The sequence below is a fragment of the Legionellales bacterium genome, assembly GCA_026125385.1.
GTDB lineage: Bacteria > Pseudomonadota > Gammaproteobacteria > JAHCLG01 > JAHCLG01 > JAHCLG01.
Window position 1 is genome coordinate 94002 of the sequence record JAHCLG010000002.1, and the last position, 16288, is coordinate 110289.

At 39.5% G+C, this 16288-nt stretch carries 14 protein-coding genes and 1 pseudogene; 9 read left to right on the forward strand and 6 right to left on the reverse strand.

Annotated elements, in window-relative coordinates; genetic code table 11:
• Positions 1-196: 196 nt before the first annotated feature.
• Positions 197-1198, reverse strand: a complete 1002-nt coding sequence (gene cydB / locus KIT27_01405) for a cytochrome d ubiquinol oxidase subunit II (protein ID MCW5588296.1) — start codon at positions 1196-1198, stop codon at positions 197-199.
• A complete protein-coding gene (locus KIT27_01410; protein ID MCW5588297.1) occupies positions 1195-2574 on the reverse strand; it encodes a cytochrome ubiquinol oxidase subunit I in 1380 nt (459 codons plus the stop codon). The genes cydB and KIT27_01410 overlap by 4 nt, the downstream gene beginning before the upstream one ends.
• Before the next feature lie 438 nt (positions 2575-3012).
• On the opposite strand from KIT27_01410, the gene mnmG reads away from it, so the two are divergent.
• The 6 genes from mnmG (at position 3013) to KIT27_01440 (ending at position 9188) form a co-directional block, all read left to right on the forward strand.
• A complete protein-coding gene (gene mnmG, locus KIT27_01415) occupies positions 3013-4905 on the forward strand; it encodes a tRNA uridine-5-carboxymethylaminomethyl(34) synthesis enzyme MnmG (GenBank protein MCW5588298.1) in 1893 nt (630 codons plus the stop codon).
• Positions 4906-5541 carry a 16S rRNA (guanine(527)-N(7))-methyltransferase RsmG gene (rsmG, locus tag KIT27_01420; GenBank protein MCW5588299.1) on the forward strand — a complete coding sequence of 212 codons (636 nt, stop codon included), beginning with the start codon at positions 4906-4908 and terminating at the stop codon, positions 5539-5541. It abuts the gene before it with no gap.
• A gap of 4 nt (positions 5542-5545) precedes the next feature.
• Entirely contained in the window at positions 5546-6346 is an 801-nt protein-coding gene (locus tag KIT27_01425) for a ParA family protein (GenBank protein MCW5588300.1), read from the forward strand.
• Between the two features lie 12 nt (positions 6347-6358).
• Positions 6359-7237, forward strand: coding sequence for a ParB/RepB/Spo0J family partition protein (locus KIT27_01430; protein MCW5588301.1), 879 nt, complete (start codon positions 6359-6361; stop codon positions 7235-7237).
• A gap of 184 nt (positions 7238-7421) precedes the next feature.
• A complete protein-coding gene (locus tag KIT27_01435; GenBank protein MCW5588302.1) occupies positions 7422-8414 on the forward strand; it encodes a serine/threonine protein kinase in 993 nt (330 codons plus the stop codon).
• A gap of 270 nt (positions 8415-8684) precedes the next feature.
• Entirely contained in the window at positions 8685-9188 is a 504-nt protein-coding gene (locus KIT27_01440; GenBank protein ID MCW5588303.1) for a hypothetical protein, read from the forward strand.
• A gap of 35 nt (positions 9189-9223) precedes the next feature.
• Here KIT27_01440 and KIT27_01445 read toward each other — a convergent pair whose 3' ends face one another.
• Together KIT27_01445 and KIT27_01450 are read right to left on the reverse strand one after the other, a co-directional pair.
• Complete coding sequence (locus KIT27_01445) at positions 9224-11131, reverse strand: sulfatase-like hydrolase/transferase (protein MCW5588304.1); 1908 nt, start codon at positions 11129-11131, stop codon at positions 9224-9226.
• Entirely contained in the window at positions 11118-11807 is a 690-nt protein-coding gene (locus KIT27_01450) for a uracil-DNA glycosylase (protein MCW5588305.1), read from the reverse strand. The genes KIT27_01445 and KIT27_01450 overlap by 14 nt, the downstream gene beginning before the upstream one ends.
• 196 nt (positions 11808-12003) lie before the next feature.
• On the opposite strand from KIT27_01450, the gene KIT27_01455 reads away from it, so the two are divergent.
• Positions 12004-12735: a class I SAM-dependent methyltransferase gene (locus tag KIT27_01455; protein ID MCW5588306.1), complete on the forward strand. Its 732-nt coding sequence runs from the start codon at positions 12004-12006 to the stop codon at positions 12733-12735.
• A 103-nt stretch (positions 12736-12838) separates the two neighbouring features.
• Here KIT27_01455 and KIT27_01460 read toward each other — a convergent pair whose 3' ends face one another.
• The gene (locus KIT27_01460; protein ID MCW5588307.1) at positions 12839-13195 is read right to left on the reverse strand and encodes a nucleotidyltransferase domain-containing protein; all 357 of its coding nucleotides are present in this window, start codon (positions 13193-13195) and stop codon (positions 12839-12841) included.
• Positions 13192-13602 (reverse strand): annotated as a pseudogene (locus KIT27_01465) (nucleotidyltransferase substrate binding protein). The gene KIT27_01460 and the pseudogene KIT27_01465 overlap by 4 nt, the downstream one beginning before the upstream one ends.
• Before the next feature lie 153 nt (positions 13603-13755).
• Here KIT27_01465 and KIT27_01470 point away from each other — a divergent pair.
• Complete coding sequence (locus KIT27_01470) at positions 13756-14001, forward strand: ferrous iron transport protein A (GenBank protein MCW5588308.1); 246 nt, start codon at positions 13756-13758, stop codon at positions 13999-14001.
• Positions 13989-16286 (forward strand): Fe(2+) transporter permease subunit FeoB, encoded by a 2298-nt coding sequence (gene feoB, locus KIT27_01475; GenBank protein ID MCW5588309.1) that lies wholly within the window; start codon positions 13989-13991, stop codon positions 16284-16286. Before KIT27_01470 ends, feoB begins: the two co-directional genes overlap by 13 nt.
• The last annotated feature ends 2 nt before the right edge of the window (positions 16287-16288 follow it).

Consider the following 16288-nt stretch of genomic DNA (forward strand, 5'->3'; position numbering starts at 1 on the left):
TCAGGATTTTATTGTATGGAATAAATAGGAAAAATAAAGTGCCGTGAAATTTAAATTTTTTTGCGTTTAGAAGGTGGTGTTAAAATTTCATTATCTCTTAGATTTCCACGAGCGGCATTGGTTAATAATGAAATACTTTAACAAGATAACCTAGTTTTACTAAGAAAATTTTGTAATTAGATAAACTATTTATTGGTTAATACTCAATTTTCTCAGTCACCTTCCCACGAAAGGTATAATACGCATAGCCCGTATAAAGTAATAATATGGGTAACAGTATGAACGCGCCGATGGCCATAAAGAGTAGCGTATTGGTATTGGCGGCAGCTTGGAGGTAGGTGAGGTAGCGTGGAACTAAATACGGATAAACACTGATCACAAAACCACTAAAACACAGTAAAAAAATGCCAATTGTTGCTAAAAAGGGTAAATGTTCATCGTGTTTTTTTAAGGCAATCCATTCAGTGAGAAATAATAATAACGTGGTGAGTGGGAGAAAAGCTAAGTAAAACATCGTATGTGGATTAAACCAAATGCTTTTTAAATCGGGATCGCTAATAGGGCTTAAAATACTGACTAACATCACAAAAAATAATAGAAGGTAGAGTAATCGATGGGCCAACGTGAAAAATAGGTTTTGCAAAGGTGGGATGGTTTTCATAATTAACCAAGTGGCTGCTAGTAAGCAATAGCCGGTGATTAATCCGCCAATACACACCAGCGAAAAAGGATGTGTGTAATTTATTTTACTGATCAACTCATTGTCTTGATTAAATTCAAACCCCATCACAAACACACTCAAAATAAAACCCTGCATAATCGTAGCAATCAGTGATCCTAAAAAAAACGACCACTGCCAAATTCGTTTGGTTTTTCGCGCTTTTAAGTGAAATTCAAAGGCCACGCCACGAAAAATTAATGCAATCACCATGATTAATATGGGTAAATAGAGTGCTGGTAAAATACGACTAAAGGCTAAAGGAAATGCCCCATAAAGACTTGCGCCACCAAAGACGAGCCAAGTTTGATTACCATCCCAGACCGGTAAAATGGATGCCATCATGATATCGCGATGGTTTTCTTCGTGAATAAAAATACTTAAAATACCAATCCCTAAATCAAATCCGTCTAAAATAATATACATGGCAATTCCACAGGCAATGAGAATAAGCCAAATAAGCGGTAAATGATGTATCATGATTTTTCTCCCATTTCACCTTGCATATATGCGAAGCTTCGATCTGTAATTAAGTCTTGGGGTGAAACATCGTGTGGTCCTTTTTGTAAAATGCGATGAAGAAAATACGTGTAAAAAATGCCAAAAATAATTCCGTAAACGAGGATCATCAAGACAAAAATACTGATGGTTGTTGTGATAGGAACTTGTGATACCGCGTCTTTTGTTCTCACTAAACCATAGACTATCCACGGTTGTCGTCCTAATTCTGCGGTGATCCACCCTGCCCACAAGGCAATGAATCCTAATGGAGATGAAAAAACACACGTTTTTAAAAACCATGTGGTAGTTAATAATCGTTTACGAATTCTTAAATAGAAAGACGTAAGCGCTAAAAATAAGATCAGAAAACCAATACCCACCATCAAACGAAAACTAAAAAAAACAGGTAAGACGTTGGGTTGTTCGGATTTATCCACCGAATTTAATCCCACCATTTTTCCATTCCACTGGTGTGTATTAATCAATGAAGCAAGATGGGGGATTTTAATGACAAATTCATTCTGTTGTTTGTCTTGATTGGGAATAGCAAATAATAATAACGGTTGGCCAGTACCTGTTTGCCAAATACCTTCCATTGCTGCCGTTTTTAAAGGCTGATATTTAAATACATTTAATCCAGTACTATCGCCTAAAAAAATTTGGATAGGTATGAGAAATAAAATTAACCACCAAATCCACGAAAAACAGGTTTTAGCAAAATTAAGATGACGATGTTTTAATAAATAATACGCACTCACACTGCTGATAACGAGTGCAGCGGCCAAGTACGCTGCAAGTAACATGTGAAAAAAACGTGGAAATAAATCGCTATTGGTTAAAATGGTTTTCCAACTCGCCACATCAAATGTGCCATTAGGATTTTGCACATAACCCACCGGATGTTGCATCCAGGTATTAGCACACATGATCCAATACGTCGATAAAGTCGTACCAATTAATACAATCACCGTCGCAAGAAAATGCAAACTCGGTTTTACCTTGTTAAACCCGAGTACCATAATGCCAATAAATCCCGCTTCCACAAAAAAGGCTGTTAATACTTCATAAGTGAATAATGCACCCAACACGCCACCCACGTCACGCGTGAATCCAGACCAATTAGTTCCCAGTTGATATTCCATGACAATTCCAGACACCACGCCCATACCAAATGTGAGCGCAAATATTTTTGTCCAAAATTTACAAATCGTCAGGTAAAGCGTATTTTTAGTGATGAGCCACTGTAATTCGATGAGCGTAATAAATAAAATTAATCCAATACTGAATGCAGGAAATAAAATGTGAAAACTAATGGTAAAAGCAAATTGCAAACGAGAAATAATTTCTGTGGTAATCATAAGCGTAACCTCTTTGAATTTTATCAATAAATTAGGTTTACTCGATGAAAAATGTCAGAAAAGAAAAAATGGTGAATTTTGAAGTTAGCGTATGATAGCAAAAAAAAGGAATGGAATAAAACTAATTGAATCGGAGCCTGTAGCCTGGAACGGAGCGCAGCCTGTAGCCTGGAACGCAGCGGAGCGTAGCCTGGAACGGAGCGCAGCGGAGATCCAGGATCATAGCATCTTTAGAATTCCGATCCTGGATCTCCGCTGCGCTCCGTTCCAGGCTACGCTGCGCTTCGTTCCAGGCTACGTTAGATTCCGATCCCGGCGGTTTATCGTATTGACCGTAGTAGCCTTCAAACTAGAATAGTCAGCTCATGAGATTGATGCATAATATCAATCAACCCGCTATAATAACGGACTTATTTTTACATTGAAGAAATTACCATGGATTTTCCAACTCATTATGATGTTATTGTGATAGGTGGTGGCCACGCGGGTACGGAAGCGGCGCTCGCCAGTGCGCGATCGGGAGCGAATACGTTATTATTGTCACATAATATCGAAACCTTAGGGCAAATGTCGTGTAATCCCGCGATTGGTGGTATTGGAAAAAGTCATTTAGTCAAAGAAATCGATGCCTTAGGTGGTATTATGGCGGAGGCCATTGATCATGCGGGTATTCAATTTCGGGTGTTAAATTCCAGTAAAGGCCCCGCGGTACGTGCCACCCGTGCGCAAGCCGATCGTAATTTATATAAACAATTTGTGCGTCACGCGCTGGAAAATCAACCAAATTTAACGTTGTTTCAACAAGGTGTGGTCGATTTAATATTAAAAAACCATAAAGTGGTGGGTGTGGTCACCCAAATGGGACTCACGTTTTATACTAAAAGTGTGGTGCTAACCGCGGGCACATTTCTCGGTGGAAAAATTCACATTGGATTTTCAAACTATCAGGGCGGACGCGCAGGCGATCCTCCCGCGAATGAGTTAGCCAAAACATTACGTGCCCTGCCTTTTCGCGTTGATCGTTTAAAAACCGGCACACCACCGCGCATCGATGGTCGTACTATTAATTATCAACATTTAACCCCGCAACACTCCGATAATCCCTTACCAGTATTTTCCTATTTAGGTAAAACAGAACAACACCCCACGCAAATTCCTTGTCATATTACTTATACCAATGAAAAAACCCATGCAGTGATTCGCAATGGCTTAGATCGCTCACCCTTATTCACCGGAAAAATTGAAGGCATCGGTCCACGATATTGTCCTTCGATTGAAGATAAAGTCGTGCGTTTTGCTGAAAAATCTTCCCATCAAATTTTTATTGAACCCGAAGGATTACACACCCACGAAATTTATCCGAATGGGATTTCCACAAGCTTACCCTTCGATGTGCAATATCAATTCGTGCGCTCGATTCCGGGATTTGAAAACGCTCACATTACGCGCCCAGGTTATGCGATTGAATACGATTTTTTTGATCCGCGTGATTTAAAACCGTCACTAGAAACGCAATTCATTGAAGGATTATTTTTTGCCGGACAAATTAATGGCACCACGGGTTACGAAGAAGCCGCCGCGCAAGGCATTATTGCTGGACTCAATGCAGCGCGCTATGTATTTAATTTACCCGCGTGGACGCCACGTCGCGATCAAGCTTATATTGGCGTATTAATTGACGATTTAATTACCCGCGGCACCCAAGAACCGTATCGCATGTTTACCTCACGTGCCGAATATCGCTTATTATTACGCGAAGACAATGCTGATTTACGCTTAACAGAAATCGGACGTGATTTAAATTTAATTGCCGATCACCGCTGGCGCGCTTTTCTTGAGAAAAAAAATGCCATTCATCAAGAACAACAACGTTTACAAAACATTTGGATACGCCCCAATACTCCCGATGCTGAGATAATGGAACAATTAACCGGACAACCTTTAAAACGCGAATATCGTTTAAGCGATTTATTACAACGACCAGAATGCGATTATCAATTATTAACGCAATTACCTAGTTTTGGCGAATCGCTCACAGAGCAAAGCGTCATTGAACAAATTAATATTCAAGCGCATTACTCAGGTTATATTGACAGACAACACGATGAAATCGAAAAACAACGTCGATATGAAGACGCGATGATACCGGATGGATTTAATTACGATCAAATCAGCAGTTTTTCAACGGAAGTGCGCGAAAAATTAAAACGCATTCGCCCTGCTAATATTGGGATGGCCGCACGCATTCCTGGAGTAACCCCGGCTGCAATTTCGTTATTATTAGTTTATTTGAAAAAAAATCGTGGTATAGAAGTGGTGAATGAATAAATGGAAAAATGGGATATTCTAAAAAAACAATTACAGCAAATGTTGCTTTTGCTAAATTTGGATTTTAACGCCGATACCATTAATCAATTCATGGCTTATTTAAGCCTTTTACACAAATGGCAGCGCGCTTATAATTTAGTAGGTTATGAATTAAATGATTATGTCGCACATATTTTATTAGAAAATTTAATTTTATTTCCTTTTATTGAAAATCAATATGATCGCATTATCGATGTGGGCACGGGTGCTGGCTTGCCCGGATTAATTTTAGCGATGGCATGTCCTCACCAACATTTTACTTTACTCGATAGTAACGGTAAAAAAATAAATTTTTTAACTCAAGCCGTGCGCGAACTTGGGTTGCGGAATGTTGCGCTTGTCCAATCTCGCGTAGAAGGTTATAGTGAAGCGCAATGGTTTCCGTGTTTAGTCAGTCGGGCTTTTGCTTCGTTAAATGATATTGTGGAAAAATCTCATCATTTATTAGCGCCACAAGGGCGCATGTTATTATTAAAAGGCGATCACGTCGATCATGAAATTGCAGAATTAGCAGCGGAAGTTGGGGTTACTAAACAGCGTGTGCAAATTCCAGGGATCGATCGAGAGCGGTATTTAGTCACCTTGCAATGGAGTTAGGATCTTGGGTAGTGTAATTGCGATAGCCAATCAAAAAGGTGGTGTGGGAAAAACCACGACGAGTATCAACTTATGCGCGGGTTTAAGCGCCTGCGATCGGCGTGTGTTGTTGGTTGATCTCGATCCGCAAGGTAATGCCACAATGGGCGCTGGAGTGAATAAAGCAACGTTAAGCAATACCATCAACGAAGCATTACTTGATGAAATTTCACCACAAGATGCGTTAGTAACAAGCCCAAATGGATTTGATGTCTTGCCCGCCAATAAAAGTTTAACGGTAGCCGAAGTAAAATTATTGCAAATGCCGCGTCGCGAATTACGACTCCGCCAAGTATTATCTCGTTTTAAAGATTCTTACGATTACGTTATCATCGATTGTCCCCCTTCATTGAATATGTTAACGGTCAATGCCCTCGTGGCCGCCGATGGGGTGATTATTACCATGCAGTGCGAATATTATGCGTTAGAAGGTTTATCAGGATTAATCGATACAATTCAGCAAATCAGTGCCAGTTTAAATCCACGTTTACATGTTTATGGAATTTTACGAACCATGTATGATGGCCGCAGTTGTTTAACGCAAGACGTTTCTAAACAATTAGTGGATCATTTTGGCGATCGAGTGTATCGCACGGTGATCCCACGCAATATTCGTTTAGCGGAAGCACCGAGTTACGGTTTATCCGTGATTGCCTACGATAAACGCTCTAACGGCGCGCAAGCCTATTTGAATTTAGCCCAAGAAATTATTGAAAAACCTTTACAAACATTTGCACCAGTAGTGGCTGAAACAGCAATCAGTTAAAGTGAGAAACCCATGAATATGAAACGTCGCGGCTTAGGTCGAAATTTAGATGCGTTATTAGGTAGTTCTTTAGAAATAACTACGCCAACCTCGGCTGAAACATCGGGAGAGGAATATCGTTTAATTCCCATTGAACGCATTCAACGCAGCCCGTTTCAACCACGGCGTGAATTTGATCAACAAGCATTAGAAGAATTAGCGCAATCTATACGTGCGCAAGGATTAATTCAACCAATCATATTACGTCGCTTAATTACCGGCGATTATGAATTAGTGGCAGGCGAACGGCGCTGGCGTGCTTCGCAATTAGCTGGATTAAACGAAATTCCCGCGTTAATTCGTGATCTTCCCGACAATGCGGTGATGGCCATGGCCTTAATTGAAAATATTCAACGCGAAAATTTAAATCCCATCGAAGAAGCGCAAGCCATATCACGATTAATTCATGAGTTAGACATGACACATCAACAAGCCGCCGATGCCTTAGGCAAATCGCGCACAGCGATCACTAATTTATTACGCTTATTAAATTTACACGCCGATGTTCGCATCCTGTTGGAACGTGGTGATATTGAAATGGGACATGCGCGCGCCTTGTTAGCATTAGAAAATCGTGAGCAATTATCAACAGCGCGACATATTGTGGAAAAATCACTTTCGGTGCGTGAGACGGAAAAATTAATTCGTCGATTATTAGAAGGGATCACTAACACGGCTGCTGAAAAAAATAATATGAATATCGATCCTGATATTAAAGCCTTAGAAAATAAATTATCGGAAAAATTAGGCGCTAAAATTGAAATTAAATTCGATCGCTCTGGGAAAGGAAATTTAATTATTTCATATAATAGTTTAGCTGAATTAGATGGTATTCTAGCACACATACATTAGTAGCCTGGAACGTAGCGCAGCCGTAGCCTGGAACGGAGCGCAGCCGTAGCCTGGAACGTAGCGTAGCGAAGATCCAGGATCTTAGCATCTTTAGAACTTCGATCCTGGATCTTCGCTGCGCTACGTTCCAGGCTACGGGCTTTCCAGGCTACATCCAAATTAAATCAACAAGGATCAAAAAATCATGGCCTGGGGAAATTCCGCAACACAATATTTTTATCAACTCACGCCTGAGTGTATTTTAGATCACATAGAACAATCGACAGGATTACAATGCACGGGACGCGTGCAAGCGTTAAATAGTTTAGAAAATCGTGTTTATGAAATAGAAATTATTAATGACGAAGCGCAACATCCTTACGATAATTTTATTATTGCCAAATTTTATCGTCCTGGTCGTTGGAGCGAACAACAAATTTTAGCGGAGCATCAATTTTTACACGAATTGCAGCAAGCCGATATTCCTGTTGTAGCACCTCGCTTTTTTATCGATAAAAAAACGTTGCACTATGCCAATTCCATTTATTACACTACTTTTCCTAAAATGAGTGGCCGCAATCCCGAAGAATTAAGTTTCGATGAATTAGCCATTATCGGGCGATTGTTGGCGCGCTTACATACCGTTGGCGCAACGCAAAAATCGATTTCACGGATCAATTTAACACCCGATACTTATGGTCGTGCCAATTTACATTATTTAATTGAAAATGATTTTTTACCACCGGAAATTAAACAAGATTATATTCAAATGGTGAATGCCATTTGTGATAAAAGCGATCCGTGGTTTAAGTGCGTGAAGATGCAACGCATTCATGGCGATTGCCATTTAGGCAATTTATTACAAGGTCAACACGGATTTTATTGGGTGGATTTCGATGATATGGTAATAGGTCCTCCCGTGCAAGATGTATGGTTAATTGTGCCAGGGCGAGATGAAGAATCGCAAATTCGTTTGCGCCATTTATTAGACGCCTATCTTAGTTTTTGCGATTTTGATAGGAAGAGTTTACGCTTAATCGAACCCTTACGTGCATTGCGTTATATCAATTTCAGCGCCTGGATCGCCAAACGCCGCGATGATCCTGCTTTTTTACACGCATTCCCCGATTTTGGCACCCCTCGCTATTGGCTACAACAATTAACCGATTTACAACAACAATGGGCATTAATGGCGTAGCTTGTAGCCTGGAACGGAGCGCAGCCGTAGCCTGGAACTTCGCTGTGCTGCGATCCAGAACCGGAATTCTAAAGATGCTAGGATCCTGGATCGCAGCGCAGCGAAGTTCCAGGCTACGGCTCCCCAGGCTACGTTAAGGAATAAATTCAAGTAGTTAACTATAATAAAGTAATTTTATATGTACTTCTGGTTAAAAATTGTATAGAATAAAATCTGCTATACTTAGCTTGAGAATAGCAAACTATAAATAATTCGGTGGAGATGATAACGATGAAAAAGATTTCTAAAATGTTGGGTTCGATTGCATTGGGTGTTAGCTCGATTTTTTTGGGATTTAGCGGTACTGCGTTTGCGGATATTACTTTACAGCTGTCTAATGCGCCTGGAAATTGGTGTGGTAGCGTGCGTCATGGATGGGAATTTTCATTTGTAGGTTACACCAGTAACGGTACTCAAGTAAAAGATTTTGGTACCGTCACTTTAAATGCTGCCAATTCTACTCCAAAACCTATTATAGTTCCGACGAGTGATATTGCTAACGTTGCTTATGTGCGAATTTACGGGTATTTTTCATACCCGGATACTCCACTTACTACGTGCCCTAAACCCGCTGTGCAGCCAGAAGGAATTATTTCAGGCACAACAAATTATGCGTTTTATACAAAATGCCTCAAAGCCATTCCCGATAACACCGTCATCACGATAACTGATGGTGAGACGGATACACAGGATTCACATATTCTTGATAATGCTCCGACGGGTTGTACACCTTAAGGAAACCTATATATATTATCCAACAACGCACTCCTTTACGAGTGCGTTGTCGTTTTATAAAATTGAGAAAGCAGATTAAAAAATAGTTTAATCATCTCTGGATTAATTTTTTGCTGATGCAGCGTTTTAGCTCCCAACGTTTGCACCAAAACTTCCCCCGAATTCAAAAAACTCAAGATGTAATCTTTCGTCACCAATCCCATATAACTATAACTGCCCACAATTAAATACGGTTGTAATTTTTGAATAAATAAATTTTCACCGATGCTGTAATCATTTGTTGGATTGCGACAGTGAAATACATCTTGTAATAACGTGGGGACAATATCGTAATGAGAAGTGGGGTAATTAATTGTATCAGCATTTTTTCCCGGCCAATGGATCACTAACGGCACTTGTATTTGATAGCGCGTAAAATTGCTGGCATGTTCCCAATAATTTAAATGATTGTCATTAAATTCTTGTCCGTGATCGCTAGTAATAATAATGATCGAATTATCCCACAAACCTTGTGCTTTAATTGCCGCTAAATCTTTGGCAACTTCGCCGTCAATAAAATGCAAAGCGTTACGATAGCGATTTAAATATGGGATAAGATTGGTATCATTATTTAACAATAAGCGATTGCAGTGTTGAATGGCGGGTTGAAACGGTTGCGGATAATCTTGCAAGGTGCAATAAGCGTGAGCAGAATCATAAAATAAAAAGGCAAACTTGGGTTGTGGATGCTTCTGTAAAAATGTTTGAAATTCTTGAGTAATTTTTCGATCGCGATCGACTGCATAATTACCTGGCGTAATACGTTGCAAATGTTTAATCTTAACAAAAATATTTTCATAAAGTGGGGGAACATATAAATTAGCGCTGGCAAAAATGCCAATGGAATAGTGAAATTGTTGTAATATATCGATCAACACAGGGCTGGTTTTGGATGCTGTCATCGCTGTCCAATATTGGCTAGGGATACTGTAAAATAACGAAAATAATCCCGGTAGTGTGGCATTTCCTCCGCTAAAATGCTGTTTAAACTCAATCGACTGTTGGGCAAAGCGAGCAATATTTGGTGTAATCTCAGGAGTTAAACTATCAAAGCGCCAAGCATCGATGCCAATAATAAAAATATTCGGTAATTTTTCATTAGGCTTAATGATTAAAGGATGTTGGGGATAATTTAAGGGCGCTGAGTTTTGTGCTAATTGCGAATAACGCGTTTCACTTTCGCGTTGTAAAAACTGTGCCATATTTTTGGGAAAGACTACGTTAATGAAAATATCATAACCAGGAAAAATCACATTTTGTTTACTAAACTGATTAATACCTGTGCTAGCACCTAAAATTAATAAAATAAACGATAGGATTAAACATCCACCATTCACTATCGCGTAGCGTTTAATCATGCGGAGGGAAAATCGCTTGCTGCAATAAGCTGCGAGAAAATGCACGCAGATTTGCGCACTCATCATCAACCCAATCATAAAGAACAACATCAGGTTTTCACGCGATGAAAAATTTAATACATCATTCCCCATACTGCCGGAAATAAACATGGAAAAAATCATGCTATTTAAATGAAAGCGATAAAGATTAAAAATATAAGTGTCAGTGTACAATAATAATAATGCAAGGCTAAATAACATTGAACTTAATAAAAAAATTAGCCGTCGCCAGGGTAATATGATACTAATCACCATCATCAACAGACTTGGCAGGAATGCGAGTAATGCAAAATAACTGCAATAGGTTATCAATAAATAAAAATAGACGAGAATTTTTCCGAAGATATTAATAGGGCCTAAATACGGGCCTAAAAAATACAAATTCAGTGGTAAGACATTAAATAAATAGTGTGACGCGATTAACCACATCAGTACAGTATTGAATAACCATATCCATAATAACAATTTAAGCAAAGAAAAACGCGCAGTAGAATTAAATCGTCGCATGATGTGGGTTTTTTTCCTGAGAATGGATGAGCCGTTGCAATTCTTGATGAATGGCTAATAAATCAATCCAGGCTTTGGCTTTATCGCTGGGAGATCGTAATAAATACGCCGGATGAAATGTCACGCGCAACGGTATGCCTTGAAAATCGAATTGCTGCCCGCGCAATTGATTTAAAGGTGTTGTGGTTTTTAATAAAAAATGCGCGGCGATGCGTCCCACGGCGACAATCATTTTAGGTTGTAGTAATTCAATTTGTTGAATTAAAAAAGGCGTGCAGGAAGTAACTTCTTCGGGTTTGGGATCGCGATTATTCGGCGGGCGACATTTTAAAATATTGGCAATAAAAACCGTTTGACGATTTAAGCCAATCGCTTTCAACATATTATCCAGCAATTGCCCAGCACGTCCCACAAACGGTTCGCCTTGTTGATCTTCATGAAATCCGGGAGCTTCACCTACAATCAATAAATCCGCTTGGCGATTACCCACACCAAACACAGTTTGGGTACGGGTTTTTTCTAATCCACAGGCTTGGCAATTCTTGATTTTGTGATTCAACGCTTCCCAAGGATTCGCCAAATCTTGATTTTCCGCTGATGCAATAGTGCACTCTCGCGACTGCCACACCGTCACGCCCATTTGTTGTAAATAAAAAATTCGTTGCTGCTCGTTCATGGGCGCTATTTTATCCTGTTTTTACCCGCTGATGCGACATATTTAGAGTGGCTGGATAGTCAATCATGTCTATGTCTATAATGCTTAATTGGCAATCGAGTATGCTCACCTAGGCGCTTGCAGCCAACTGCTGGGGATCAATTTAATACTTGCGTATTCTCAGTAGGTAACAGATTTAATGAGGAGTATAGATAACATGATGTATGGTGAACTTTGCACAGAATTTTATAATGCAGATAAGTTATTTGCTGCTGCAGAAGAATTAACGTTTTATCAGGAATTATTTTCAAAGCAAGATAAGTTGCTCGAGCCGATGTGTGGTTCAGGAAGATTATTAATTCCGCTCGTACAACAGGGTTTCACCGTGGATGGGTTTGATGCTTCAGCAGCCATGTTACACAGTTGCAAGCAACGCGCACAAGCGTCAAACGTTACCGCCTTCGTCACTGAAAATACCATTGATACTTTTGAAGCGGCAATTTTATATCAAGGTATTATTATTCCACTCGGATCATTCCAATTATTGTATCCTCATCAAAAAGCTTACCAAGCGTTAACACAATTTTATGATTGGTTAGTTCCTGCGGGAAAATTAGTAATGGATTTATTTATCCCATGGGATGCGTTATACGAACATGCAGAAGTCGATGCCAGCACTCGCAAAGTGAAGTTATCCGCTACCGATTCTATCACCCTCACTAATCAAACGTTTGTTAATAAATTTGAACAATATTTAATTTCCAAATCGCATTATGCCAAATATTCCGGTGATGCGCTTATTCAAGAAGAATACGAAGAAATGAATATATTATGGTATTATCGGCATGAAATGGGATTGATGTTAGAAAAATTTGGTTTTAAAAACATCCAATATCGAAAACGTTTTTTAAATGGCAGTGATCATTTAACCTTTATTGCCGAAAAATAATTTATTTTGTATCGCAAAATTCAGGTGCTGATTGATCTAATACCCTGTTCAGGCTTGAATTTTAGGCTTTGTTACCCAACTAATTAGTAATGCGTTGCGACTTTTAATCTTTGTTAGTTACCTTCGATGATTCAGACGACGACTTAACATAAAATTCTTGTCCAACGCGCTGAATATGTGCCAATAGTTCAGGATTTTCGATGTGATGATAAATCGACAGATCAATTGTGTAGGGTAACAACAAATCATCTAAGGCGAGGTCAATCGCCACCAAATCGGTATAGGTGAGTTGTTCTCCTTGCAGCGTTAAATCGATATCCGATGCGTGGCGATAATTTGCTTTAGCTCGCGAACCATACAAAATAGCTTTTTCAATGTGCGGATAGCATCGCAATACGGTTTGAATCGCTGCAATATCCTTATCATTTAAACCATATTTTTTTTTATCGGGGGAGTTCATGATTTTAGTTTTTCCATGGTATGACAGAACTCAAGAAATGCTGAGTAATAAACACTTAGGATTTTTTCGACAATTTCTTTTGCAATGGCTTTGTTATACGTGTGAGTGGTTTGATGGCGACTTTTAATCATTTCCATCCACATGTCACCGTCTTTAATCAGTCCTATTTTAAATCCCTCCCGACTGGCATCACGCGATCCTGCAATCGTGGCGTTACCTTGGAAATAGGCATAATCTTTTAAGACATTCCATGCTAGCTCATGCGTAAACTCAAAAGCCTGAATTAAGCCTTGTTGTTCTAACGAGGATAATTCACGCGATTGAGCTAAATTAACTCCCTCGGTTAATTGTTCCAGCGCTGCATTTAAGTTATTGAGTCATTGTTGCCAACGAATATCTGTCGACATCGCTCTCTACCTCAGTCACCAAATCTTAAGTGTAACAGATGAGGTTAAAAACGGAATCTAAAGTGTTATTTCAGAATGAGCGGCATCTTGACTTCACCCTCAGAATGTAGATAATAATGATTCTCATTTAGATTAAGAGCTAATGGATAAATTATGGCAGGTCTGGTGGATTTAAATATTGGGGAATGTGGTAAAATTTTGGGTTTCCAAGAATGTCCCAAACCCTATCGGCAAAAATTATTGGCCATGGGATTAACGCGTGGGGCTAAATTTACCGTGGTACGACGCGCGCCATTGGGCGATCCTATCCAAATATCATTGCGCGGTTTTGCTTTAAGTTTGCGTCAACACGAAGCCAGCGCCCTCATGATTGAGCGAATTAATGAATGGAAAAAATAACCGTCGCGTTAATTGGTAATCCCAATTGTGGAAAAACCACGTTAATCAATGCCCTAACCGGTAGTCAATTGCGTGTCGGTAACTGGCCGGGTGTTACCGTCGAGCGGAAAAGTGGTTTTTTTAATGACGGTCATTATCAGGTAGAAGTGATTGATTTGCCTGGCACCTATTCGTTAACATCTGCTTCCAGTAAATCAGCAATGGATGAAGCGATTGCTACGCGATTTATCAGCGAAGATAAAGTTGATATTTATATTAATGTGATTGAAGCGACTAATTTAGAACGCAATTTATTTTTAACCTCACAACTGCTTGATACGCAATTACCGATGATCATCGCAGTAACTATGATGGATGAATTAACACAAACAAGGCAGCAGCTTGACGTTGAAAAATTAAATCAATTATTAAATGTACCCGTTATTCCAGTTACTGCCATTAAAAAACAAGGCATCCAGCAATTAAAAAAGGCTATTGTCGAATATAGCCAGGCTAAAAAATCCAATCATCACCAAATTGCTTACTCACCACCCATAGAAAACGCCATTCAAGCACTCATTCCACAGCTGAATAACTCTTTTAAAAATTATAATGGTAATCATAGAATTTGGGCGTTACGTTTATTAGAAGATGATCAATTTGCTAAAAATATTATTAGCGAAGATTTAAAGCTAGCACTTCACCAACAACAAGCAAACATTGCAGCGTGCGAAGATGATGCCGATATTTTAATTGCCGATGCCAGATATGAGTTTTCGCATCAAATTGCCAATAGCGTCTTAAACAAAGAACAGAGTAAAAATACCAATTTTACTACACGTTTAGATCACTTCGTGCTGAATCGTTTTCTCGGTATCCCATTATTTTTTGCCATGATGTATTGCATGTTTTTATTTGCGATTAATATTGGCGGAGCATTTCAAGATTTTTTTGATATCAGCACCGACACCATTTTTGTCCAAGGATTTGCGCATTTGTTGCAGAGTATCTCAACTCCTTCGTGGCTCATCGCTATTTTAGCCAGTGGTGCTGGCAAAGGAATTAATACTACCGTAACCTTTATTCCAGTTATTGGCGGCATGTTTTTATTTTTATCCTTTTTAGAAAGTTCAGGTTACATGGCGCGCGCTGCGTTTGTGATGGATCGATTCATGCGAGCATTGGGATTGCCTGGAAAATCGTTTGTCCCATTAATCGTAGGATTTGGTTGTAATGTTCCCGCGATTATGGCTGCCCGCACGCTTGATTCTAAACGCGATCGTATTCTAACCATTATGATGAGTCCTTTTATGTCTTGCGGAGCACGCTTGGCGATTTTCGCCGTGTTTACTGCAGCATTTTTTCCACGAGGGGGTCAAAATATTGTTTTTCTCTTGTATTTAATTGGTATCCTGATGGCGATTTTTACCGGATTATTATTACGTAAAACCGTACTCCAAGGTGAACCTGCTCCATTTATTTTAGAATTACCGCCCTATCGTCTTCCCACAGTGCGCGCAGTATTAAGACAAACTTGGGCACGGTTAAAACGATTTTTAATTAAAGCTGGAAAATTAATTATCCCAATTTGTATTTTAATCGGCGCGCTTAATTCTTTAAGTGTCAGTGGCCATTTAATCACGGGAGATGCGAATCAAGATTCTTTATTATCTGCTCTTGGCCGTTTCTTAACACCTCTTTTTCATCCGATGGGGATACAAGATAATAATTGGCCTGCTACAGTGGGTTTGATTACGGGAACGTTGGCTAAAGAAGTGGTGATTGCAACGTTAAACACGCTTTACATGCAAGTCGGTCATCTGGGATTAGCGTCGCAAACGCATTTTCAATTTTGGGAAAATTTACGCGCGGCACTGGTCTCAATCCCTACTAATTTAGCACAAATCCCGCACGCTTTGGGTAATCCAATTTTAGCGGCTGCACCCGATCACAGCGTGAATCCAGGTGTTTATGGCATTATGTATCAACGTTTTGGTGGACAAGTTGGCGCATTCGCTTATTTATTATTTGTTTTATTATATATACCTTGCATTTCTACTACCGCAGTCATGGCGCGCGAATTAAATAAATCGTGGACGGTATTTTCAACACTGTGGGCATTGGGTTTAGCTTATGGAACGGCGGTGGTTTTTTATCAAGCATGCACGTTTTCGCATCATCCTTTTTATTCCTTCAGTTGGTTAATTGGAATTTTTTGCGGATTTACTGTAATTATTTTTATGATGCGTTATCTTGCTCATCAGAAAACGTCACTCGAATTTAATTCACTCATGGCGAAGGGATAAAG

Coding starts and splice junctions, on each gene's coding strand:
- KIT27_01470 (MCW5588308.1), top strand. CDS start 13,756: ATGGCAGGTCTGGTGGATTTAAATATTGGGGAATGTGGTAAAATTTTG.
- cydB (MCW5588296.1), bottom strand. CDS start 1,198: ATGATACATCATTTACCGCTTATTTGGCTTATTCTCATTGCCTGTGGA.
- KIT27_01440 (MCW5588303.1), top strand. CDS start 8,685: ATGAAAAAGATTTCTAAAATGTTGGGTTCGATTGCATTGGGTGTTAGC.
- KIT27_01450 (MCW5588305.1), bottom strand. CDS start 11,807: ATGAACGAGCAGCAACGAATTTTTTATTTACAACAAATGGGCGTGACG.
- KIT27_01445 (MCW5588304.1), bottom strand. CDS start 11,131: ATGCGACGATTTAATTCTACTGCGCGTTTTTCTTTGCTTAAATTGTTA.
- rsmG (MCW5588299.1), top strand. CDS start 4,906: ATGGAAAAATGGGATATTCTAAAAAAACAATTACAGCAAATGTTGCTT.
- KIT27_01430 (MCW5588301.1), top strand. CDS start 6,359: ATGAATATGAAACGTCGCGGCTTAGGTCGAAATTTAGATGCGTTATTA.
- feoB (MCW5588309.1), top strand. CDS start 13,989: ATGGAAAAAATAACCGTCGCGTTAATTGGTAATCCCAATTGTGGAAAA.
- KIT27_01460 (MCW5588307.1), bottom strand. CDS start 13,195: ATGAACTCCCCCGATAAAAAAAAATATGGTTTAAATGATAAGGATATT.
- KIT27_01435 (MCW5588302.1), top strand. CDS start 7,422: ATGGCCTGGGGAAATTCCGCAACACAATATTTTTATCAACTCACGCCT.
- KIT27_01455 (MCW5588306.1), top strand. CDS start 12,004: ATGATGTATGGTGAACTTTGCACAGAATTTTATAATGCAGATAAGTTA.
- mnmG (MCW5588298.1), top strand. CDS start 3,013: ATGGATTTTCCAACTCATTATGATGTTATTGTGATAGGTGGTGGCCAC.